The 24,819-nt window shown below is 38.4% G+C and carries 21 protein-coding genes; 4 read left to right on the top strand and 17 right to left on the bottom strand.

The window, feature by feature from the left end; genetic code table 11:
- Nucleotides 1-46: 46 nt before the first annotated feature.
- From I7804_RS17735 to I7804_RS17755, 5 genes are all read right to left on the bottom strand, one after another.
- Nucleotides 47-1,039, bottom strand: coding sequence for a glycosyltransferase family 2 protein (locus tag I7804_RS17735; protein ID WP_248406186.1), 993 nt, complete (start codon nucleotides 1,037-1,039; stop codon nucleotides 47-49).
- Nucleotides 1,029-1,718: a YveK family protein gene (locus I7804_RS17740; protein WP_092044673.1), complete on the bottom strand. Its 690-nt coding sequence runs from the start codon at nucleotides 1,716-1,718 to the stop codon at nucleotides 1,029-1,031. Before I7804_RS17740 ends, I7804_RS17735 begins: the two co-directional genes overlap by 11 nt.
- Nucleotides 1,719-1,776: 58 nt before the next feature.
- A complete protein-coding gene (locus tag I7804_RS17745; RefSeq protein WP_248406187.1) occupies nucleotides 1,777-2,721 on the bottom strand; it encodes a hypothetical protein in 945 nt (314 codons plus the stop codon).
- Nucleotides 2,721-3,530, bottom strand: coding sequence for a CpsD/CapB family tyrosine-protein kinase (locus I7804_RS17750; RefSeq protein ID WP_092044678.1), 810 nt, complete (start codon nucleotides 3,528-3,530; stop codon nucleotides 2,721-2,723). The genes I7804_RS17745 and I7804_RS17750 overlap by 1 nt, the downstream gene beginning before the upstream one ends.
- Nucleotides 3,531-3,852: 322 nt before the next feature.
- Nucleotides 3,853-5,055, bottom strand: coding sequence for an IS110 family transposase (locus I7804_RS17755; protein WP_248405439.1), 1,203 nt, complete (start codon nucleotides 5,053-5,055; stop codon nucleotides 3,853-3,855).
- 1,481 nt (nucleotides 5,056-6,536) lie between these two features.
- Between I7804_RS17755 and I7804_RS17760 the strand changes: the two genes are divergently transcribed.
- Complete coding sequence (locus tag I7804_RS17760; protein WP_110074455.1) at nucleotides 6,537-8,015, top strand: nucleotide sugar dehydrogenase; 1,479 nt, start codon at nucleotides 6,537-6,539, stop codon at nucleotides 8,013-8,015.
- A gap of 66 nt (nucleotides 8,016-8,081) precedes the next feature.
- On the opposite strand, the gene I7804_RS17765 is transcribed toward I7804_RS17760, so the two are convergent.
- The 11 genes from I7804_RS17765 to I7804_RS17815 form a co-directional block, all read right to left on the bottom strand.
- On the bottom strand, nucleotides 8,082-8,840 hold the full coding sequence (locus I7804_RS17765) for a hypothetical protein (protein WP_248406188.1): 759 nt from the start codon (nucleotides 8,838-8,840) through the stop codon (nucleotides 8,082-8,084).
- Between the two features lie 211 nt (nucleotides 8,841-9,051).
- The gene (gene hypE / locus I7804_RS17770; protein ID WP_248406189.1) at nucleotides 9,052-10,047 is read right to left on the bottom strand and encodes a hydrogenase expression/formation protein HypE; all 996 of its coding nucleotides are present in this window, start codon (nucleotides 10,045-10,047) and stop codon (nucleotides 9,052-9,054) included.
- Between the two features lie 108 nt (nucleotides 10,048-10,155).
- Entirely contained in the window at nucleotides 10,156-11,199 is a 1,044-nt protein-coding gene (hypD, locus tag I7804_RS17775) for a hydrogenase formation protein HypD (protein ID WP_248406190.1), read from the bottom strand.
- Nucleotides 11,200-11,201: 2 nt separating this feature from the next.
- Nucleotides 11,202-11,414 (bottom strand): HypC/HybG/HupF family hydrogenase formation chaperone, encoded by a 213-nt coding sequence (locus I7804_RS17780; protein WP_022755638.1) that lies wholly within the window; start codon nucleotides 11,412-11,414, stop codon nucleotides 11,202-11,204.
- Nucleotides 11,415-11,428: 14 nt separating this feature from the next.
- A complete protein-coding gene (locus I7804_RS17785) occupies nucleotides 11,429-13,963 on the bottom strand; it encodes a carbamoyltransferase HypF (RefSeq protein ID WP_248406191.1) in 2,535 nt (844 codons plus the stop codon).
- A gap of 94 nt (nucleotides 13,964-14,057) precedes the next feature.
- The gene (locus I7804_RS17790) at nucleotides 14,058-14,456 is read right to left on the bottom strand and encodes a 4Fe-4S dicluster domain-containing protein (protein ID WP_022757573.1); all 399 of its coding nucleotides are present in this window, start codon (nucleotides 14,454-14,456) and stop codon (nucleotides 14,058-14,060) included.
- A 19-nt stretch (nucleotides 14,457-14,475) separates the two neighbouring features.
- Nucleotides 14,476-15,555 carry a nickel-dependent hydrogenase large subunit gene (locus I7804_RS17795; RefSeq protein ID WP_248406192.1) on the bottom strand — a complete coding sequence of 360 codons (1,080 nt, stop codon included), beginning with the start codon at nucleotides 15,553-15,555 and terminating at the stop codon, nucleotides 14,476-14,478.
- Nucleotides 15,555-16,136 carry an NADH-quinone oxidoreductase subunit C gene (locus tag I7804_RS17800; protein WP_022757575.1) on the bottom strand — a complete coding sequence of 194 codons (582 nt, stop codon included), beginning with the start codon at nucleotides 16,134-16,136 and terminating at the stop codon, nucleotides 15,555-15,557. The genes I7804_RS17795 and I7804_RS17800 overlap by 1 nt, the downstream gene beginning before the upstream one ends.
- The gene (locus tag I7804_RS17805; protein WP_027206262.1) at nucleotides 16,133-16,588 is read right to left on the bottom strand and encodes an NADH-quinone oxidoreductase subunit B family protein; all 456 of its coding nucleotides are present in this window, start codon (nucleotides 16,586-16,588) and stop codon (nucleotides 16,133-16,135) included. The genes I7804_RS17800 and I7804_RS17805 overlap by 4 nt, the downstream gene beginning before the upstream one ends.
- Nucleotides 16,589-16,608: 20 nt before the next feature.
- Complete coding sequence (locus tag I7804_RS17810) at nucleotides 16,609-17,472, bottom strand: respiratory chain complex I subunit 1 family protein (RefSeq protein ID WP_248406193.1); 864 nt, start codon at nucleotides 17,470-17,472, stop codon at nucleotides 16,609-16,611.
- Nucleotides 17,469-19,412, bottom strand: coding sequence for an NADH-quinone oxidoreductase subunit L (locus tag I7804_RS17815; RefSeq protein ID WP_022755631.1), 1,944 nt, complete (start codon nucleotides 19,410-19,412; stop codon nucleotides 17,469-17,471). Before I7804_RS17815 ends, I7804_RS17810 begins: the two co-directional genes overlap by 4 nt.
- A 383-nt stretch (nucleotides 19,413-19,795) precedes the next feature.
- Here I7804_RS17815 and I7804_RS17820 point away from each other — a divergent pair, with 383 nt between their 5' ends.
- From I7804_RS17820 to I7804_RS17830, 3 genes are all read left to right on the top strand, one after another.
- A complete protein-coding gene (locus I7804_RS17820) occupies nucleotides 19,796-20,176 on the top strand; it encodes a hydrogenase maturation nickel metallochaperone HypA (RefSeq protein WP_248406194.1) in 381 nt (126 codons plus the stop codon).
- Nucleotides 20,177-20,429: 253 nt separating this feature from the next.
- Nucleotides 20,430-20,972: a hypothetical protein gene (locus tag I7804_RS17825; RefSeq protein WP_248406195.1), complete on the top strand. Its 543-nt coding sequence runs from the start codon at nucleotides 20,430-20,432 to the stop codon at nucleotides 20,970-20,972.
- A gap of 180 nt (nucleotides 20,973-21,152) precedes the next feature.
- Nucleotides 21,153-22,895, top strand: coding sequence for a carbon starvation protein A (locus I7804_RS17830; RefSeq protein ID WP_248406196.1), 1,743 nt, complete (start codon nucleotides 21,153-21,155; stop codon nucleotides 22,893-22,895).
- Between the two features lie 123 nt (nucleotides 22,896-23,018).
- Here I7804_RS17830 and I7804_RS17835 read toward each other — a convergent pair whose 3' ends face one another.
- On the bottom strand, nucleotides 23,019-24,719 hold the full coding sequence (locus I7804_RS17835) for a PP2C family protein-serine/threonine phosphatase (protein WP_248406197.1): 1,701 nt from the start codon (nucleotides 24,717-24,719) through the stop codon (nucleotides 23,019-23,021).
- Between the last annotated feature and the right edge of the window lie 100 nt (nucleotides 24,720-24,819).

Raw genomic sequence — 24,819 nt, forward strand, 5'->3', positions numbered from 1 at the left:
AGAGACCGCGTTTTGAAAATATATATCAAAACTATATTTTTAACTACTATGCCCTTGCCTTTAATCCATAATAAAAAGCTGACAAACTTACCATCTTATACTTCATAAGAAGATACTCATGCACTTTATATGTAGGAATCATCTTCAGTTTAAGCTTCTTCATAATTTTATTTGAAACTTCCGAAGTATAGATTCTCCTTATACTTTCATTTCTACTATTTGATGAGGCAAACTCTCTGCAAAGATTCGTCAGAACTCTAAAATAATATATATCTGCTTTGTAACTAAGTTCAGAATCATTTATCTTATTTAAATAATCCTGCCCACAGTTATAAAGCATATCTGTAATCTTTATCCTGTCATCAGTCAGACTTTTTCTCATAGCACTTTCTTCATGCTGTCTGTACATTAAAAGACAACTGTTAACAAGCTCAAAACTATTGCATTTTTCAAAATAAGAATAGACAAACAAAAGATCTTCACCTATTTTTATTCCCGCCGGGAACCTAAGGCCATACTTATCTATTATTTCCTTTTTATAGATTTTGCCCCAGCACTCATTAAAAGAAGATGATGCATACATAAGTTCGTATATAAAGCGCTTATCAGAGCATCTATCTTCTTTAATGTCAAAAAATACATCTTTGATCCTTCCATTTGGATATAAGATTTTCTTGGAATATGCCGTAAAATCCGGCATTTCCTCCAAGATATCCTCTAAAAGTTCATCAAAGACTTTATTATCTACAAAGTCATCAGCATCAAGGAACATGATATATCTGCCTTTTGCGTTATCAAGTCCCATATTTCTAGCGGCAGATACACCACTGTTATTCTGATAGATATATTGTATCCTATTGTCCTTACGGACATATTCTTCGATTACATCTTTGGAATTGTCTGAACTCCCGTCATCGATCACAAGCACTTCAATATCATCACAGCCATTTTTTATAATACTATCAAGGCATTCCGGTATATACCTCTCTGCATTATATGCAGGGATGATGACTGAAAGGTTAATCTTATTATTTACCATTTTTAGAATCAGCCTCAGGTATTATTCCAAGGATAAAGTCATTTTCATCAACAGCGAACTGCTCTGCAAGTCTTGCCTTATTTGAGAAAAGTTCTCTTACAAATATTACTCCTGCTACAAGAACAAATCCTGCAGCAAAAAAGATTGCACGCTTTTTCCACAGATTTACAAAACCATTGTAAGTTCTTTTTGAATTGCTGGCAGAGTCAAGAATCTGAACTGCATTAGAACCAGTAATATTTCTCATCTCTATAACGAATGATTCTGCAACGGCATTTGCCACATCTTCTGCAACGATAGGGTCAATATAAGATGCTTCTATCGTAATAGCAACCTTATCAGAAGCCGATACCTCAAGAAGGTCTGCTATCTCTGCAGCACTAAATCCGTACTGAGGAAGGGATGATGCAGCTCTTTCACACACCTTAGAGCTCTTTACTACATCTGCATAACTGTTCATTACCTCTGTAACGCTATATGACTCTTCAACATTGCCATAACTGTTACTATATATACTTACAGTTGATGAATAATAGTTACTAACATCAGCATTCCATGTAAGGATAATACCTATTGCAAACATTAAAAGAGCGCCGGCAATGCAGACTACCTTCTTACTCCATACAGTTTTAAAACTAATGATAAAGTCTTCAAACCTTATATCTTCATTTATATTCATATTAAACCTCATACAATGTAGCGGTTTTTTATAACAAAACTGCTACTTAAGTTCGATCTTATACTCTTTTACTACTGTTACTCTTTGCTCTGTAGATAAATACAAGAATTCCTGAAATAAGTAATGCTACAACACACAAAATAATACTACCTATCTGATTGATCCTATAAATATCTGTGACAGATACATTCTCAATTTCATTGGCCTGCGGCGCTGATACATTGAATGTATACGTCTGTGTTGCTGTCTGATGCTCTATTCCATCTGAATCTACGTATGTAAAATAGAAATCAACACTTTGAGTACCTGCAACTGTGAAGATAAGGTACACATCGGCTGTTTCTACAGCATTACTTGTAAGTGCACCAAGTTCCTGATACTGAGGAACAATAGTACTTCCTGACATGTGAAGTACTATATCACCAATAGATGTGTTACCGGAGTTATGGTATGTTACACCGATTCTGTTACCGGAACCTGTTGTAGCCTGTGTTGTAGCATCATAGTTATCAACAACGACAATACCACTATCAGATACAGGGATCATAACCTGGTTAATACTCTCATTGTGTGTATTAAAAGCATCTGCGTATGTAAGTTTAAGATATGCAAGAACTTCTGTAGCATTTATAGCTTCTGATGCTATAAGTCTTATAGATATATGCTTCTCTTCATTTTCTTTAAAATATCCAAGGTATCCAACTCCTGTCTTACCATATTCAACATAGATAAGATCTTCAGGCTGAGAAAATTCAACGGATGCATTACCTACTCGCTGAGTATAACTAGTATTCTTAACTGTGATATTTAAAGTAAAAACTTCTCCGGGAGTAACATACTCTTCTCCGTCTATGCTATATGAAGTTATCACTAATGTAGCATTATCAAGCGGCTCTGGTTCTATTGCCTTAGCATTTACACCTGCTACTGCAAATGAAACCACAAAGATCACAACAGCTGTCAGGAAAGTAATTACAGTCTTTTTTAAATCAATTGCCTTCATTATCTGTTTTCACCTTCCTTTGTTCCATTTTTGTTCTGAGTAAGAAGATCTATATCATTCTGAGTAAGATTGAAGTTCTTAGGAGTAGACTTGAATTTTCTTCTACGTCTTACTGTCTTTCTAAGATTCTTCTCCTCAAAGTAGTTATAATCCTTAACATTCTTTCTATACTGATATTTGTCCATTCTGTTGGCAATTATTCCGCCATTCTTATTGGCATAATCGACTAAAGCCAGCTTTGCATCAAATATCTGCTTCTTAGTAGATATATTGATACCGCCAACAAGAACATATCTGTCTACAGAAGGTATAAGAACCTTTGCATCATTTACAATACTTATAGATGGGAGATCATATATGACAAAATCATAAGATGACTTGAAATCATCGCAAAGAGCTTCCATTTTCTCACTGCAAAGAAGTCTTACGGGTGTATTATATCTTTCACCTGATGCAATGTAGCTCAGATTCTCATATGTAGTATTACAAATAATATCTGATTCCTTTACATTATCTTCAGTAAGATATGTTGCAAGATCCATACCTGCAGGAGCGCTTATTCTTTTGAACTCATTTCCTTTTCTAAAATCGCAATCTACGAAAAGAGTCTTCCAGCCAGCTTCTGATAAAGCTATAGCTATTCCAAGTGCTACAGTAGTAGTACCTACTCCGCTTCCAATACCTGTAAAAAGAAATGAACTTGCCTTATATTCACGCTTCATCTCATAGATGCCAACAACTATACGGTCAATAGCTTCATTTACGGCATAAGTTTCATTCCCGTACAACTCTAAAACTTTTTCTTCCATGCTTTTCCTTCCCCTGTGAGCTAAACGTTTATAGCCCACAATATTTCCATGTTACAACAAACCTTATCTAATATATACAAATCTATTATTATGGTCAAGAAATCTTACAATGTTGAAAGCCAATTGACCAAAAAAATAACCGGCAGAGAAAATCTGCCGGTTATACAAAATCAAAATTATTATGATTAAAAAATTCCCAATAAAACCTGCTAACAAATGTCAATAGAGAAACGGCTTATTTTTAAGTGTTTTCAATTTCACCATTTTAAGCATCACAAAAGGGCTGGATGAATAGTCCAGCCTTCTTATAACCTGTGGATACTTATTTGTAGACCGCGGTTACTCTCGCATAATATATACGTAGAAATTTATTCAATCCCGCTATTTTAGCGTGTTTTTTGCACTTTCCCTCATTTTCTTTCTTGATTATATAATTATATACAGCAGCATCTTTGGGTGCCGGATGACTCTTAAGTACCCTCATTACTTCATATCCTACTTTTCGTAAAGTTGATGACCCTCTCTTTGTCATCCTTCGATTTGTGCCCACAAATTGTCCTGACTCGTAAGGTGGTGGATCTATACCGGCACAGGCAATGAGAGCTTTTGCACTATGAAGTTTTCTTACATCTCCTATTTCTGCAATTAGTTTTGGTGCTAGCACATCCCCAACACCACCCATTTCTCTAACTGTAGAGTATTCTGGTAAGGACTTAGCAAGAAGCTGCATTCGTGCTAATATAGTAGCCAAGGAGCTATCTATAGCCCTTAATACTGATACTGCTTCCTGTACTAACATTTTGGTCGATGGGGTACTGGAAGATAGTGTAGGAATACCACCGGATGCTAATTCATAGACTTCTTCAGCTTTGGATCTGCTCCGGTGATATTTCTTTTCTTTTGCCCAGAGAAGGTACTCATCTGTGAACTTTTCAAGACTCATGGAAGTAATTACATCATAATGCCAGAACTTTTCCACAAAATCGCTTAACTTGTCCTTGTTGTTTGATTCGTTCCAGCTATTAAACTTTTTCTTGATTCCAGGCATGACATAATCGAGGATATGAGTTAATTCTTGTAAAGCCTTAACATGGAGTTCCATATAGTACCTATATCTGCGCCCTAGCAGCTTCAACTCAGCATATACCTCTTCGGCACCTTCATACTTTTGGAGCTTAAACCACTTTTCAATTCCATAATTAGCAATCATGATCGAATCAAGTTTGTCAGTTTTTACACCCCTAAAGTTGTTATCCTTTGCGAATGACTTCATCACAAAAGGATTTACTACAGATACGAAATAGCCTTTCTCTGTAAGATAAGTCAATACTGGCAAGTGATAGACGCCCGTTGCTTCCATGACTATACGTATTTCACCATCTAACTTCTGGAGAATACTATCGAGTCCATCTAGCTCCTTCTCTACATGTTGCATTTCAAAAGGACTGCACACTATTTCTCCATACGGCTTAAGTATGCAGACAGTGCTTTTTCCTTTTGATACATCAATTCCAACACTAATCATTCTGAACCTCCTCCAACTGTAAATAGTAATTGTTCCAGCCACACTTATTACCATTCAGTTTAGTTGGTTACACGGGTGTTTCTCCCTACCTGCTTAAGCGAATGCTTATAATAAGGGGTTGGTTAACGGTTTTATTGACGGATGCAATGATCCAAAAAAGCACACGTCAGACCAATTACTCCCCTTATTATAAAAAAATAAGTGCAGATGTCAGAGTTAATTACTCTCTAACAACTACACTTTTATGGTACTAAATAAATCCCCTCTTTAAATGCATAGTGTCTCCCAAACACTACATCTCAACAATATGATATCCCTCCGAACTAAATGCAAGCACCAATTCCTGAATAAGCTCATCATCACTTTCATATTTAGCAAGAGCTTTGTTCGACGGAGGATATATTTTTTTATTTCTCTTAAAATCATGCAAGCTAAGTAAATGGCTGATAACAAATCTGTCTTTTCTGATATAACGTACAAAAAAATAAATATCATGAGATATCAACCATCTGTACATTTCTTCTTTTGTGCTAATTTCCTTTTTGACATTTCTTTCAAAAAAAGCTAACAGCTTCTCATCATCCTCATTACAGAGAATAACGTTAAATAAGGTGTTACCATATAAATACTTCTTGTTATACGACTCGTTCAATACGCACACACCCTTTCTGCGGGTATTACCACGAATTTTTCTAACGTCCTTATTTTACCAAAAAAAGCATTTATTAAAAATGTACAAATTAGACAATTTTAAAATATTAATATAGCACAAAAGCCTCTTGATTTTTTAGTTTGAGCATGAACGTTATTGCGATTTCTTAAGTATAATGCATGAAAACAGTTATATCTTCAGCATTTATCACTGCTTAGAGCAATTAGCATATTTGCCCACTTTCTTTTGGTCATTTTTAACCTCATGTCGCGAGCAAAGCGAGTGACTAATGGTTCAAATTGGTGGAGCTCGCGACACCAATTTGGGTTTGAAAGTGGAACACTTTCAAACTTAACTTAACGTCATAAGAAAAACAATTTGCCAGTAGTTCCAAATTAATTGAACTCGTGATATCAATTTAGCTTTAAATAAGTATTTTCAAATTCAACCTCTTGTCACAAGCAAAATATGCGGCTAATAAGTTCCAATTGTAAACAAGCTAAAAATAATATCTGGCCGTGATATGTTATTGCAGATAACATTTATTGTATTTTTAAAATTATAATTGCACTTTTTATAATATAATGTTATTGTAAATTATGTAATTTATATCAGCGATTGTTATTTATGATAACATCTGATAAAAATTACAAGAATTTTCAAATTTATTATCAAAACTATTGAACAAGTTTAGTGGAGCTAATGTATATTTTAAATCATATGACTTATCTTTGAATAAGTCAGTAACACTTATAAGCTCCCCGAATTGGAGTAGCGAGCTCTGCCAATATCAAACAATAAAACACTCGCAGAAAGATGTGAAATAATTATGAAGAAAATATCACAAGAAAATCTTGCAAACACAATCATTACCAGCCGTAAGTCACTTAACATGACTCAGGCACAGCTTTCAGAAGCCACAGGCATCAACCGCACAATGCTAAGCCACCTTGAATCCGGTGAATACATGCCTTCTATACCTCAGCTTGAAGCACTTTCTGAAACACTCAAATTCGATATTACAGATCTTTTCGAAGAAACAGATGACACAAACTCTCTTCCAAAAGCATCTCCCAAGAATATCGCAGTTGCAGGAACTGGATATGTAGGCCTTTCACTTGCCACTCTTCTGGCTCAGCACAACCACGTAACAGCTGTAGATATCATTCCTGAGAAAGTCGAGATGCTCAACAACAAGAAATCCCCTATCCAGGACGATTATATCGAGAAATATCTTGCAGAAAAAGAGCTTGATCTTACAGCTACAACAGATGGCGCTGCAGCTTACAAGGATGCTGATTTTGTCATAATCGCAGCACCAACCAACTATGATGCAAAGAAGAACTATTTTGACACGTCAGCTGTTGAGTCTGTAATCGAACTCGTAATGAGCGTAAATCCTAATGCTGTAATGGTGATCAAATCCACCATTCCTGTTGGTTACACAGTGTCTGTCAGAAAGAAATACAACACAGATAAGATCATATTCAGCCCTGAGTTCCTTCGTGAATCCAAAGCTTTGTACGATAATCTCTATCCTTCACGTATTATCGTAAGTACAGATTCTAATAACGCATCTCTTGATAAGGCAGCCCACGAATTTGCAGCACTCCTTCAGGAAGGCGCTATCAAAAAGAATATCGATACATTGTTCATGGGCTTTACAGAAGCAGAAGCTGTAAAACTTTTTGCTAATACATATCTTGCACTTAGAGTATCTTATTTCAACGAGCTTGATACCTATGCTGAATCCAAGGATCTCAATACAAAACAGATAATAAGCGGCGTATGCCTTGATCCTCGTATCGGAACTCATTATAACAATCCATCCTTTGGCTATGGTGGATATTGCCTCCCTAAGGATACCAAGCAGCTTCTTGCAAACTATCAGGACGTTCCTGAAAACCTTATAGAAGCTATCGTAGAATCAAACCGCACAAGAAAAGACTTCATCGCAGACAGAGTTCTCGATATCGCTGGAGCTTATGGTAACTCTGAGTCATTCTCAAAATCAAAAGAACATGAAGTAGTAGTTGGTGTATACAGACTTACAATGAAGTCTAATTCTGACAACTTCCGCCAGTCATCTATTCAGGGAATCATGAAGAGAATCAAGGCAAAAGGCGCTAAGGTTGTGATCTACGAACCGACTCTTGAAGATGGATCAACATTCTTTGGTAGTGAGGTTGTCAACGATCTTGATAAATTCAAGAAGATAAGCCATTCTATCATCGCTAATCGCTATAACAGCTGCCTTGATGATGTTAAAGAAAAGGTTTATACAAGAGATTTGTTCCAGAGAGACTGATAATTATCGATAAAAAGCCTTGGCTACGGTAGCCAAGGCTTTTTATATATACTGCAACATACAAACTTACTTACTTCTCAGATAAAGAGCTATCGACAAAAGTCCTACAGTCTGCAGAGCATGGAATATAACGGATGTCCATACTATCCCCATAGTCCTGCCTGCAAGAGTTATAGTATTCATCTGCATTACTGCAAATGCCAGAACAAATGCTCCCATTAGAACAAGCGCAACTACCTTAAGATTTCTGTCCTTTATAAATATACCTGTAGCAAATATAGCAATTATTATCGCCATCGTCATACCCATATATTTAAAACCATGTGTTACGTTATAAATAGCGATAAAATCAGCAGATGCCATATCTAATGTCGATAGGGACAACATAGTGATAAAACGCTGATACATGGCACCGCCCATCTCCTGTAACAGGCTCATTCCAACAAGAACAAAAGCCCATATCTGAAGAAGCTGGAATGTTGAATATGATGATAGAATAGATACCCCGCCTGGATTAAACTCTTCTTGAAGCTTGGCCATCTCCAGATAGTCATCTTTGGAAACAACAGACCTTGCTCTGTTGAGCCTTCCATAAGCATTCGCAAATACAAGAAATGTAAGAAAAATCCTAATGCCTGCAACAATATTACCAGAGACAGCTATATCCCTATTTAACATATCCGGAGATCCCACTATCAACTTACCAAGTATAAGCCGTACAATGCCCATTATCAAAGCTTCTGCAAAATTGACTATCGCAGTCTGTATCAAAGCATCCGTTAAAACATGGTTCTTCTTGCTTATGTACACAGTTATATCCCCCATACGTCCTTATGTCTTATAATCTATTATAATACGTTATTATGTCATGAAGAAATCGTTATCCGGTAAAACCACAATAAAAAAATTCATTCCCGAAAATTAATTCAGAAATGAATTTTATCGCCATCACCTTATCCAGTGTACTGTCTCATTCACGTTTAACCAGATTACTGGTCGATGAACTTATCTTCATCGCCAAAATTTTTGACAATGACTAGCAGATCCTTGGAAGTCCTTCTCCTTGTAAAATGTCTAAAGAACGCTTTCCGCCTATCTTTGTTTTTAATATAACTTGCCCGGGAGCGTCTTCTTTTACTTCACCTATGATAGCAGCATCTTGACCGTATTTACTGTTTTTTATAACTTCCAGAGCTCTATCTGCATCCTCTCTATCAACAATAGCGATAAGTTTACCTTCATTGCCCATATATATAGGATCAAGTCCAAGAAGACCACAAAAGTCCCTGACAACCTGCTTTACAGGAATATCTTCATCCTTAACATAGAAAGTCTTGCCTGATGCAGTTGCAAGCTCCTTCATAACAGTTCCAAGGCCGCCTCTGGTAATATCTCGTAGCGTATGCACTTTAATATTCTCTATCAAAAGATTCCTGACCATCTCTACTAGTGGAGCATTATCACTGGTGACGTTGGTGTCAATTTCCATTCTTTCTGAAAGTATAGCCGCATGATGATCCCCCATTGTACCGGATACAATAATGACATCTCCGTCACATGCGTTAGATGCCTTTATATCAACATTGTCAGAAACAATTCCTACTCCTGCAGTATTAATATAAAACTCTCCATCACCATTGACCACCTTGGTATCGCCTGCTACAATCTGTACTCCTGCTTCTCTTGCTGTCTCTGCCATAGAGTGAACAATCCTTTTTAGAAGGTCGATCTTAACTCCTTCTTCAAGAATAAATCCGCATGTGATGTACTTAGGGACTGCCCCTCTCATGAGAAGATCATTGACAGTTCCGCATATACATAATCTGCCAATATCTCCGCCTTTAAACTCAGGAGGTGTTACGACAAAGCTGTCAGTAGTAATAGCAATCCTGCCACCCCCAGTCACAACCGCGCTATCTTCCATCTGGTCAAGCGTATCATTTCTAAATTCACTGGCAAATATTTCATTTATAAGTTCTGAAGTGGCACTTCCGCCGCTTCCATGTACCATTGTGATCACATCCTGTTGCATTTCACTTCCTCTTTTTTATTTAAAAATTTGACTACTGAATCATTGTCTCACAGAATCTACAGCTAGTGCAGATTTTGGAAGGTACATACAATAAGGCACTACTAATTTTCAGTCATGTCTATTATTAGCATAGTAAGTAAAACATCCACCTTCTGTAGATACCATGCAGGCCCCCTGTGGCGTCATTGGAGTACAAACCTTACCATAAAGGGGGCATTCGTATGGCTTCTTTAAACCCATGAGTACCTTATCACAGCTGCACGCAGGGTTGATCTTCTTATCACTTACAAGATCATAACTTCCTGCATCAAAACTCATATACTCTTTTTTTAGAACCATTCCTGAATTCTCAACAATCCCCATTCCGCGCCAGATAGCGTCTTTTTTCTCAAAAAAAGTATTAATAAGTTCCTGTGCCTTGAGATTCCCTTCTTCCTTAACAACTGACGGATAGAAATTCATGACTTTGCCCTGACCATATGCATTAACAATACCATACAAAGCTATTAGAATCTGTTCGCCGGAAAAACCTGCAACGCCAAAAGGAATCTGGTATTTAGATGCTATATTTTCAAAACAGTGTATTCCTGTTACGACAGATACATGCCCAGGTGCCAGAAAACCGTTAATAGGCGCTCCTTTATCACAAAGCCAGGTGATTACTTCCGGCATAGTCTTAAGAGCCGTAAGCAGTTTAACATTATCTATATGCTCTTCAATAAGAGTCTGCATTAGAAGTGCATAAACCGGCATAGTCGTTTCAAATCCAACAGCTGCAAATATAAAAGTGGTCTCCGGTTCACTTTGGGCCATCGCGACAATATCCATGGGACTATATACCATGGCAACTCTCCCGCCCTGTCCCTTGATAACAGACAGACTCTTACTAGATCCCGGAACTCTGATAAGATCACCAAATGTTACAACACAGGTACCCGGCTCCATAGCCAGTTCCAATAAACGGTCCACATACGAAGATGGTGTAACACATACAGGGCATCCTGGCCCTGATATCAGATGTATATTAGGAGAAAGAAGTCCCGGTATCCCATTTTTGGCAATTGCACCGGTATGGCTTCCGCATACTTCCATGATATTCATTTCAGGCCCGTCATAGGATCCCAGATAGTCAATAATCTTGTTTAAATCCATGATCAGATAGCTTCCAATTCCTTAAATAATCTCTCTATTTCTTCCGCTTCAGATTCAGATACCTTCTGCATTATGCATCCCGCATGAACCAGGACCCTGTCTCCTTTTTGTACATCAACAAGTCCTGTACGGGCATTAACTGTATTTCCATTAAAATCCACAGTCGCATCTTTATCTCTTACCTCAATTACTGTTCCCGGTAATGCTACGCACATATATGATCACTCCTTTAATCCTTTATTTCCAGCTTGCATCCTGATAGATACAGCTGTCCCAAAGCCAGTCCTCCATCGCCTGGCGGTACCAGCGAATTCTGATACAATGTATACTCTTTATCATTGCATATCATCTGTAAATCCTTATTAAGTATCCTATTTAAAAATGTGCCTCCGCCAATAGCTATATTTTTATTCTCATAGCCGTAAAATCTTCCTATATTCTCTGCTACTTCTACAGCGGCCTTTGATAACGACTTATGAAACCCAAGAGAAAGATCCATAATATCTTCTCCCTCAAGAAGTTTATTACATATATCAGCTATCAGTCTGACACCATCCATGTAGAATATACCATTTTTTATAATATCAATAGAAAGAGGCGTCGCCATCTTAGCACCAGCAGCACATATTTCAAGTTTGGATGCACACTCGCCTTCGTAGCTATTATAACAGCATACACCAAGAAGAGCACATACCGCATCAAACAAACGCCCCATCGAAGTTGACTCTATAGTATTAATATTATGGTCTAGAGCTGCGTCCAACAATTTAATATCAGGTGCACGGTGGTCCTTAAATACACTTTCTAGACGTTTGGCTAAGTCATCTATAATACCAGAATCAATATATCCTCTTAACTTTGCTTCATGAAGATAACAATACAAAGATTTGAGAGCATCTCTTGAACCATCATCGCCGCCTATCATCTTTACTGGAAGCAAGCTTCCTGAATGTCTTATTTTTACATTCCGCCTATGATCGCTGCCAGAATCCTTAGTGATATCACACCACCAAAATTCGCTTCCCCATATGCTATTGTCTTCTCCATATCCGGTGCCGTCAAATGCTATTCCCACAAATCTTCCGGTCATATCATGCTCAGCTGCAACAGCCATAACATGTGACAAGTGATGCTGGTAATGTCTTATTCTATCTTTGTCACCAGATAACTTAACAGCTTTTTTTGAAGATATATATGCAGGATGCTTGTCACAAACATACATTGTGGGCTTTATATCCAGCAAAGCTTCCATATGACCAATTGCATGATCATAGGAAGCAGCTGCTTCATAATCATCCAGATCTCCAAAATGTGCTGACAGATATGCTTTATCACCCTTCCCCAGCGCAAATACAGACTTAAGATCTCCTCCAGCAGCAAAAGTCTCTTGTCTCAGTTCAAAAGGAAGATCCACCGGCCATGGCACAAGCCCTCTTGCACGCCTGATGATCTGGACTACGCCTGAATTGACCTGATATATAGAGTCATCAAGAGGTGTTAATATCTTCCTTTCATGAGTCAGCATAAAATCAGGTCCACCAGTTCCAAGATATGACTTCATGATATCAGGATCAGTGACTATTGGCTCACCGCCCCTGTTACCGCTTGTCATTACAAGAGGCCCTGTCTCTTGTAGTAAAAGAATCTGAAGAGGACTACAAGGAAGCATTGCTCCTACTCTGTCGCTTCCTGCCAGAACTTCGTCAGCAAATTCAGAAATCCCATCACACACCTTTCTTTTATTAAGAAGCACGATCGGCCTTGGATTAGATTTTAAAAGTTCTTCTTCTTTTGGCGATACTTTGCAGTATTTTTTGATAGAATCAATATCAGGGAACATTACTGCAAATGGCTTAGCTTCACGGTTCTTCCATATCCTAAGCTTCTTAACCGGTTCCTTTAAAAAAGGTGAAAAAGTAAAATGAAATCCGCCGATATCAAGAACTGCACCAATCTTACCTTCTTTGATTCTTTCTATTGCTTTATATATGGCTTTATCATTAGAATATATTTCTTTATAATCAGAATATGTTTCATTATAATTAAAAGACCTCTCTGATATACCTTTATGCTTATCATGAAACATACTATTCGAATATAAATCATTACCAATAGTATGATCATAAGATTCTATGTTGCTTTCTAAATCATATTCAACATACTTAAGCTGAGGACCGCACCTATGACAAGATATAGTCTGTGCATGCCTTCTAATATTTCCCTTTTGTGTATACTCATAAGAACAATCCGGGCACATCCTAAATATATCCATTGTTGTAGTATCTCTGTCATAAGGAACAGTATGCATTATTGAAAATCTAGGGCCGCATGAAGTGCAGCTTATAAATGGATACCTGTATCGCCTGTTGTCCGGATCCAGAAGCTCTTTAGTACATGTATCACATATAGCAAGATCCGGCGGAAGAAGTCTTTCTGTGTCTATATGACTCCCGCTATCAGCGATCCTGAATGAACAATCACCGCTTATATAACCTTTGCACTCTATTTCAAACTCCGCTGCAGACATATCTTCAGTTACTATGCTGCTAATAACTGCACCTGCCGGAGCATTTATCTCTATACTTTTAGTAAACATATCTAAGCTATCATTATCAGCACTTGCTACAATGATAACTATACCACCACAGTTTTTTACTATACCGCTTATATTAAGTTCTTCTGCGCATTCTGCAATAAATGGTCTAAATCCTATTCCTTGTACAAGGCCCTTTACTGTGATACGTACACATTTTTTTTCAACCATATCAATTAAAATCATGGGGAATGGCAAGGCCATTCCCCAGTAGTATAATCACATTGTTAACCTCATGTCACGAGCAAAGAAAGTGACTGATTGTTCACTTTGCAGTATTAGCTGTATTATTAGCTTGTGTAGCTACAACCGGCTTTTCAGGTTCCGGTGGTCTGTCATAATGTGCTACATTTTTCTCAGGTCCGGGTGTCTGATAACCAGCTTCCATATGGAGACATTTCTTAGGGCACTTCTGAGTACAATATCCGCACTGGATGCAGTCAAATCTGTTGATCTCCCATGTACGTGCTACTCTGTCAACCTTTATTGCACCTGAAGGACAGTTGATCGCACACAGTGTACATGATATACACTTCTCGATTTCAATTTCTATATGTCCGCGGCTTCCTTCCGGATATACCGCAGGCTCAAATGGATACTTGGTAGTAACCGGCTTTTTGAAGAGGTTACTAAGCATCGATTTTTTAAAAGTCATAATACTCATTATGTAAATCCTCCTTCAATCAGCGTTCTGTACAAGAGATACATGGATCAATACTTACTACAAGAGGGCCAACATCAGAATAATCTGCGCCCTTAAGCATCTCACAAAGAGGTGCGATATTAGCAAAGGTGGGGGTGCGGATTCTCATTCGATCAAGAATCTTAGTACCATTACCTTTGACATAATATATTGCCTCTCCTCTTGGCTGCTCTATTCTCATGAAATATTCGCCCTTAGGGAATCCTACAACCTTTGTTTCAAGCTCTCCCTCAGGAATCTTGGCAAAAGCCTGACGAATTAGATCAATACTCTGAAACAGCTCATTTATACGAACTTCAAGTCTTGCATAGCAGTCGCAATCATTGGACACGATAGGCTCAAAATCAAGATCACCATATGCACTATATCCTGTAAGACGGATATCATTCTTGATACCGCATGCTCTTGCAAACGGTCCTACTGCACCAAGGTCATGTGCTCTCTGCGTTGTAAGAACACCTACGCCCTTTGATCTGGACTGCACCGAATAGTCGTTTAAGAATACTTTTGCTATATTTTTAATTTCTTTTTCAACAACATTCATCTGATCAAGGATGAATTTCTGCTGATCAGCATTTATGTCACGAAGAACGCCGCCGACCTTATTAACTGAGAAAATAAGTCTTCCGCCACATGTCATCTCATGAATATCAAGGATCTTCTCACGGATTCTCCATGCTTCATAGAAAAGTGACTCAAATCCAAATGCATCTGCAGCAAGTCCAAGCCATAATAGATGTGAATGAAGTCTCCCAAGCTCTGCCCATATTGTACGAAGGTACTTAGCCCTTGGCGGAACTTCTACATTCATGATATGTTCTACTGCTTCAACATAACCAAGACCATGTCCAAATGAGCAGATACCGCAGGTACGCTCTGCAATATACATCATTTCATTAAAATCTTTTTTCTCAGCAAGTCCTTCAAGACCTCTGTGAATAAATCCTATATTTGGTATAGCCTCTTCAACTACTTCATCTTCGATAACAAGATCAAGGTGAAGTGGCTCCGGAAGTACCGGATGCTGGGGGCCAAATGGAACTACACTTTTCTTACCCATTATTTCTGACCTCCTTCATTATTATTGGCAGGAGCATTTGCAGCTGCAGCCTTGGCAGCAAGGGCCTTGGCTTTTGCCTCTGCTATTGCTCTTGCTTTAGCTTCCTCGGCAGCTTTTGCCTCCTCTTCTGCCTTTCTGGCAGCTTCTATGGCAGCTTTTTTCTCTTCTTCTATACGCTTTTTCTCTTCTTCCTCAGCCTTTTCCTTCTTTTCAAGAGCGCCCGGAGGAAGCATGGGAGCTTCTTTCTCAATACGATAGAACTTACCATGATAATTAACATCGATCATCTCGATATTAACGTCAAAAAGCTCTGCCATCTCATTTTCATAGAAAACAGCATATGGATAGATCTTACAGATACTTGGTACCTGTTCAAAAACTTCTATAACTACGCGAAGTATTGAGTACTGATATGTATCATCATCTGCAAAAGTATAGCTAAGCTCATACTTTTCATTAACATAAGCAACACAGATCTGTGACAGACGAAGACCTGCCTCTTTTTTCTTCATAACCTCGAACAGGAGCTTATCTACAGGGATAGTCTCATGAATCTGTTCTGGATTCATAACATTGATCATATGTTTGCTCCCTTCTGATTTTTAACAAGTTCATCATGTTCATCGGAACGCTTCTGGAACAGGGCTACAGCCTGTATGATTCCGTCTATAATAGACTGTGGTCTTGCAGCGCATCCCGGAACATAAATATCTACAGGAATAACAGTATCTGCGCCGCCCAGAATATTGTATGTATCTTTGAATACACCACCTGTACATGCACATACACCAACTGCTACGACTACCTTAGGTCGTGGCATCTGATCGTAGAGCTGCTTAACAACAGGTGCATTCTGCGCATTAATACCTCCTGTGATAAGGAAAATATCTGCCTGCATAGGATCACCTGTATTCACAACACCAAGTCTCTCCGCATCATATACAGGTGTCAGCGAAGCCAGAACTTCTATATCACATCCATTACAGCTCGATCCATCATAGTGGAGGAGCCAAGGGGATCTTTTTATATTCATCTCATGTGTCCTTTCTTACATCAGCCGATCAGCATCAGAACCATCAGATTAACGCCACCGGCCAGAAGAGTTACAAACCAGCTAAGTTTCAACATATCCTGCCACTTCATACGTGCAGACGAATTGTCTATAAGGATCTCAAGAAAATAAGTTGCAAGTATTACTACTACAGCTACCAGATAGCTGATAGGATTCTTGTTGATTATAAACAGAGCTTCTACAGACAGCATAAGAATAGTCTCATACCACTCTGTGATCTGGAAGTAGGCAAGATTCTTAGCACCCATTTCTGTAGTAAGACCCTTAACCAGTTCCTGATGCGGGTGGTGAGATTGTGCGCTGTCAAAAGGGGACTTACGCATCTTAATTGTAAGAATAAATACAAAAGCCACAAAAAATCCCGGCATTTTAATAATTGCACTAGTATCCTGATTTATAATCTCATCAATCTCGAAAGATCCGGTTGTAAGATAAAAACCTACAGCTGCAAGGAGAACAGCAGGCTCATATGCCATATCCTGTACAAGCTCGCGAAGACCTCCCATAGTACTCATAGGAGATCCTGTAACTGTAGCTGCAAAGTATATAAATATTGCAGCAGACGACAGTACGAAGAAGATCATAAGAAGATCAACACCAGCATAGAACATACAGCCAGTCATTATAGTAAGAAGAAGATATGACATTATCAAAAATGACTGTGATCTGTCTACAACGATTATCTGCTTTTTGAAAAGCTTGATCACATCAAATAAAGGCTGTCTTATTGGAGGTCCCACACGTCTTTGCATTCTAGCAGAGATCTTGCGGTCAAATCCTTCAAGGATCGCACCGATAAACGGAGCCACTATTATATAACAAAGAACAGGTATTATTTTTGTCATAAGATTGCACCTCCGAGTGTACGGGAAATTATCATACTAAGCATAATGATAAGCACTGCCGCTGTAATAGCCATACTCGGTATCATAAGCTTACGCTGTCCGCATACATTCTTAAAATAAAGATTAGAAAGAACAAGTTCTCTGTCTGCTCCCATAGAACCAACAAATGCATCATTTTTGCCTGTATTGATACCATTCATATAAGAAAGCTTTTGATTTGCACGAAGCTTCTTATCATGAATATATGCCAGAATAGGAACTGCAAAGAAAAAGCATATTAATATAATAAGTATATAAAGAACATTGTTGCCTATAACCTGTTTGGATTCACCGAACATCTCAACAAGAAGAGGATCCACATATGTTGATGAAAGAAGCGGGAATAACACGCAAAGGGCTATCATAAGAATTGCATGTATTGTAAGTGAGATCATCTCATTTTTCTTGGTGATATCTCTTACTACAGGCTTGTTTGTATGTGCTATAAGCTTACCAAGCCACTTGGTCCAGTAAAAAGATGTTGTAGCAGAACCAAAGCAGATAAAGAATACCAGCATGATATTTCTTTCATCTACAGATGCCTTAAGAGCAGCCCATTTGGAGATTAGCATACCAAACGGTGCAAGGAACATACCACATATTCCTATGAACATGAAAACTGCAAGTACAGGAAGTCTGTATAAAAGACCATGCATATTCTCTACATCACGGCTATGAAGAGAGTTCTCTGTAGCACCTATATCCTGGAACAGAAGTGACTTTGATATAGCATGGAATATCATAAGAAAGCATCCTGCCCATATAGTCTCAGGTCTTCCTACACCAGCGCAGGCAACCATAAGACCAAGGTTAGAAATTGTAGACATGGCAAGAACCTTCTTACCGTCACTTTGCGCAATTGCCATTATTGATGCTGAAAGGAATGTAAAACCACCAATAAATGAGATCATAGTTCCTGTCAGTGTTCCTGACATCGCAGGAGCAAGACGGAAAAGAACATAAATTCCGGCTTTAACCATTGTTGCTGAGTGAAGAAGTGCAGATGAAGGTGTAGGTGCAACCATGGCTCCCAAAAGCCATTTTGAAAATGGAAGCTGAGCAGCTTTAGTAAGAGCTGCAAACGCAATAAGAGCAACACCTATTATCGCTGCCTTGGAATATGAATCTCCGTGTACCTGCGCAAGCTCTACCATAGCCTTAAGAGATACAGTATGCTCCTCAATAGCAAAATATATAATTCCAACAGTAAGTGCACATCCACCTAACAGGTTGATCCACAATGCTCTAAAAGAATTAAATATCGCTTCCTCTTCCTGCGTATATCCAATAAGAAGGAAGGAACATATACTTGTTGTCTCCCAGAACATTTCGATCCACATAAGGCTTTGTGATAAAACAAATCCAAACATAGCTCCCAAGAAGATAAACAGTATCATAAAGAAATAGTATCTTCTGTCCGGGATATTCGTGTGATAATGCTGATAACCATGCATATATCCAACAGCATAGATTATGATTAGTGAACCTATGATTCCGATGATTATACACATAAGGATTGATAGATGATCTACGCGAATATGCGCGATTCCATCTACATCAAACTTCGGCCCGAAGAACTCAAGCCATATGATTGCAAATGTCGGAATTATTGACATAAGACTGATCCATGGACGCTTGTACTTAAAACTAAGAAAAGTAGCTACGCACATGAGAACCAGATCAGCAGTAAATATCAGCTTGTCAACATCCCTGGTATGTACATAAAATTCCTGCGGTTCAAATCCAGAAAGCCCCCATTGAACAACAAGAAGTCCTACCGTGATCATTATGATAACGGCACTTACATAGGCAATTGCATTTCTTATCTTATTAATTCTGATACAATACATGAAAACAGAGATAATAAGCGGAAAGCAAATAAGAAATGGTATTTCCCACATATTTGTAAATTCCTCCTGATATTATGATTGCATAAAAAAAGCGCAAGAATATAAGTACATATCGGCTGAGCCAATGCCTAAATCGTCTCATAAGCTACGCCTTTAAATAAGCCACATTATAATATACATCGAAACTCGTTCCAATTCTAGTTAAAAGTTTCACAAAATATATGGCAAATCTCTATGATATGTGCTAAAGTTAGTTCGATTATTTAGCTATTTTTACTTAGTCGAATTTACTAATGTTTTAGGTCGCAAGACATCCGGGGGATGTCTGCTTTGCGCCGACCGAAGTGGAACGTAGATGTGAGAGTTTCGAAGAAACAGACAATCCATTAGTCATAAGGGTCAAAAAGAACTTTTGACACCTACCTCATTAATATATGGAGCTTTCATACTCCGGAAAGAATACTATCATGCATGAAATGAGTTATATAATGCGCCTTGCCAAAATGGCGATAGATACTGCTACTAGCAATAATGCTAAATCTGTAGAATCAGTCTCTATACAAGTCGGCGAAATGACAGGCCTTATTCCTGAATATCTAAAACGTTATTATCCTAAAGCTGTCCAGGGAACTATACTTGAAGGTTCTATGCTCCAAATAGAGTATCTTCCGGTACTCGTTAGATGCAGAAACTGCAGTTGTGAATATCATCCAGACAGAAGCAATGAATATCTGTGCCCTTCCTGCCGTGGTAGCGGATGTGATCTTCTAAAAGGCAGAGAATTTCTTATCAAAAATATTGTTATAAATGACTAAATTAACATGCAGCAATTAATGAGCCTTAAAATATTATATCTAAAGCATTTTCTGCCAACAAACCCATTACAAAATTAATGTCAATTATTAAAAAAGCATAAATTCACCATATTAACTCCAGCCCTTCAAAGTGCTAAAGTCTATATTATATTTAATCAAAGAAATAGCACAAATATTATATATTTTGGGATAACAGATTCTTAAAAGCATAATATTTCTTATTTATAAATCGTTAGGGTGCAAGGGAGCATATATGGGAACAAATGCATATCTCGACGAGGTCTTAAGAAGATATTCAAGTTCTTTTGATCTTTACAGAGATTATTCCATTTACGGCGAAAAGTATCCGGCATACGGATACTTTTTTTCATTAGGAGAAAAATACGTTCTGAAAAAAGAGGCTAATCTCTGGTCCATTCGGGCTTATGAGCATGTCCTTTTCTGTCAGACAGATACTCTTACCACAGAATACATAGATCATCTTCATAAAGTAATGGAGGATCATATGGAGCCTGAACTTGTAAGAAAAGGCCGGAAATATCCTGAAAAAGATCATATGATCTCATACCTGACAATAGTTGTGATATCTAAAAACACTCCAGACAAAGAGACTATCAAAAATATAAGAAAGTTTCGTTTTGATAAAGGTTATCTTTTTAATTTCAGGGGCCATAGCGAAGGCGGTTTTTTATGTGCATGTCTTGATTCCAAAGAAGTATATACCAATTACAGTGGACGAAGACTAAGGAAAATGTTTGAAGACGTTTTTAAATTCCTTGAAAAAAAGGCTTCCTAAGGCCTACATATCTTTTTTGCATAAAGATGGTCTTATAGCCGGATGGGCCAAAACAGATCATAAACAAAAACAGCTTATTAAACCACTCTTACTGCAGACTGGTTTATATACAGTATCAGGTTAGTCTATGATTTCTTCCTGATACCAATTCAATCAAAATCATAAGGAGGAGATAGTATTATGAATGCAGCAGTATTATTAATTGTCAGCATAGCTATTCTTGCATGTGGATATGTATTCTACGGCGGATGGCTTGCTAAGCAGTGGGGCGTTGATCCTAAGAGGAAGACTCCTGCTCACGAATTTGAGGATGGTATGGATTATGTTCCTGCCAAAACCCCGGTTCTTATGGGACATCACTTTTCTTCTATAGCAGGAGCAGGTCCTATCAACGGACCTATTCAGGCCGCAGTATTTGGCTGGGTTCCTGTTCTTTTATGGGTACTCATCGGAGGTATTTTCTTTGGCGGAGTTCATGATTTCGGAGCTTTGTTTGCATCCCTTCGAAACAAGGGTCAGTCTATCGGCGAGATCATCGACAACTCTATGGGCAAGAAGTCCAAGAGGCTTTTCCTTACATTTGGATATCTTACACTTCTTTTAGTAGTAGCAGCATTTGCTTCTATCGTAGCAAGTACTTTTGGTACAACAACAGCAGCCGGAGCAGCTGTAGAAGGTGCAACTCTTGCAGCTAATGAATCTACTGCAATGATTTCATTCCTTTTCATCGCTCTTGCAATTGTATTTGGATTCTTCGTTTACAGAAAAAATGCACCAATCGGTATCGCATCAGTTTTTGGTGTACTTGGAATAGTAGCTATAGTTGCTATAGGTCTTAAGTTCCATCCTATCGCACTGTCCTACAACACATGGATGATCGTTATCGGAGCTTATATCCTTGTTGCTTCTGTAACACCTGTATGGATCCTTCTTCAGCCAAGAGATTACCTTAGCTCATTCCTTCTCTACTTCATGATAGCTGCAGGTGTTGTCGCAGTAATCGGCGCAGTAATTACAGGTAATGGTAATTTCTCAGTTCCTGCATTTGGCGATGCCGCCCTTAAAGGAACAGGCGTATTTACTACAGGTACCATGTTCCCTGCACTTTTTGTTACAATCGCCTGCGGTGCTATTTCAGGATTCCATTCACTTGTTTCTTCAGGAACAACAGCCAAGCAGCTTGATAATGAAAAAGATGCAAGGCCTGTAGCTTTCGGTTCTATGCTTATTGAATGTGTTGTAGCAGTTATCTCTCTTTGCGCAATAGGTTTTGTATGGGTATCTGCATCAGATGGTACATATGCATCTCCTACACAGGTATTTGCAGGCGGTCTTTCAGCTATGATCGGATCTTTTGCAGGTGAGGGCGCACAGAATGTTATGTATCAGATGCTCATCCTTGCAGTTTCTGTATTCTGCCTTACATCACTTGATACAGCAACAAGACTTGCAAGATATATGCTTCAGGAATTCGTACTTGAAAACGGACAGAGCTACAAGGATGCCAAGGGTGTAGGTCGTATCGTTGGTAATCCTATCGTTGCAACAGCTATCACAGTAGTACTTGGCGTAGCACTTGGTCTTACAGGATATACCAAGATCTGGCCACTTTTTGGAGCAGCTAACCAGCTTCTTGCAGCACTTGGACTTATCGCAGTATGCACATGGCTTGGACAGGTTGGCAAGAACAACAAGATGTTCTTTGTACCTATGGTATTCATGCTTGTTGTAACTATCGTATCTCTTGTTCAGACTATCATCGCTAAGATAAATGCATTTTCACAGACACAGGATGTTTGGACTATAATCCAGGCTACTATCGCAGTTCTTCTTGTAGTTCTTTCACTGGTACTTGCAAAGACAGCCTTCACAACGCTTATGGCTCAGAGAAAGAATAAAGCTAAAAAAGATAATGCAGCATGATATATCCGTGTATATAATATGATCCATCCTTAAAATATAAGCCGCCCGTAGTTTATTATAGCTTCGGGCGGCTTATATATTATCTAACAAAACTTCCCACTTTGACGGTTCAGTATGAATTATCTAATCAATCCTTATACACATCATAGTCAGATCATCAAATTGCTTTTCATCACCGACAAAGGCATTTACATCTTCTATAACATGTCCGATCAGAGCTTTCGGATCTAGGTTCGGCTCTTTGTTCAATGATTCAAGAAGTCTTTTGCTTCCAAACATTTTCTTATCTTTATCAGTTGCTTCCACAACTCCGTCTGTATATACAAGGATCGTATCGCCTTTTTCAAGTTCTATCTCATAATCCTTATACTTGACGCCTTCCATTCCTCCCAGGATTATTCCATGCGGATCCTTGAATATATCGAATCTGTCACCTTTTTTAATGAAGGGGTATTCATGACCTGCGCTTGAAGCTACTATCTTTTTTTCTCTAATCGAGAGTATTCCAAACCATACTGTTACGAACATTCCTTCTTTATTATTGGCACATATCTGTTCGTTGGCCTTCATAAGGGTCTTAGAAGGGCTAAGGCCCGCTATGGCAAGGTTCTTGATTATTATCTTACATGCCATCATGAATAGGGCTGCAGGGACTCCCTTACCTGATACATCCGCGATCACAAGTCCCAAGTGATCTTCATCTATAAGGAAGAAATCATAGAAATCACCGCCAACTTCCTTAGCCGCTTTGGCTGATGCATATATCTCGAATTCATCTCTGCCTGGGAAAGGATCTGTAGCATCCGGAAGCATCGCTGCCTGTATAGCAGAAGCAGTATCCAGCTCTATCCTTATCCTTTCCTGCTCTCTTGTTACTGTATCAAGATTTTTAATATAGCTGTTTATTTCTAGCTCCATCTTCTGCATTGACGATAGCAGATCATTGGCTTCTGTAATCCTGGAACATGGTATATTCCCAAACACAAGCTTTACATTATCTTCATGCTTTAGAGATCTTTCTTCATAGCCTTCTGCGTACTTTTCTGCAAGATCAGATATATGCATTATGGGCTTTACCATATTTTTTTTGATAAAATATGCTATTAGTAAACATACAACTATAGCCAGAATAATGGCTGCAAGGGTGCTACTTATGATAAAGCTTATGAACCTGTCATTAATCTTACTTGTCGGAATATCTGCCGTAAGATATGCGTACACCCCGGCAGACTTGTCAGCATATATAAGCACCCCATCTGTTCGAAGCATACCAAAATATTTCGAACGGGAATAAAAGCCTTTAAACAGTTTGGTCTTTTTGTCAAAATTCTTGGAAGAGACCTCAAACATCTCACCGCAAGGAATAGCCGTCACATCTCTGGCATCCATGACATAAATTCCGTATTCCCTTTCAGGATACATTATAACAAAGTCAATCTCAGTAGCTTCAGTCCCTTTTCTTAAATCTTCCAGGAATTTCTGCATCTTGATGTAGTCTTCTTCTTCAGGAACCGCCTTGTAGTGCTTAAGATATGAATCAAGGTCATTGTTGTAAGCATTAAGCGGGTCATCTACGCTACTTAAGATACTGTCGCATTCATCAACAAACCTCTTTATAAGCTCGGTGTCAAGCTGGGTAGCCGCTTCTCCCGTGATAGCTCTTGCCACATCATCGTATACCTCTGTGATCTGACGATAAAAAAACAAATAGCTAACTGCAAGGATAAGCCCGCCCAGAATGATAGCGTTAAAAGCTATCATCTTCACAACAAAATTCGTAAGTCTTACACTTCTTATCTTCTTATCACCCATGTCAGTCTTCATATCACCAATAATATCCCTTAAAAGTGATAGGCCACTAGAACAAGCCTTCCTGTAAATTTTATCACGTTTATATATTATCAGTAAATTAGCAAAATAACCC

It is taken from the genome of Butyrivibrio fibrisolvens, from assembly GCF_023206215.1.
GTDB classification, from domain to species: Bacteria; Bacillota; Clostridia; order Lachnospirales; family Lachnospiraceae; genus Butyrivibrio; species Butyrivibrio fibrisolvens_C.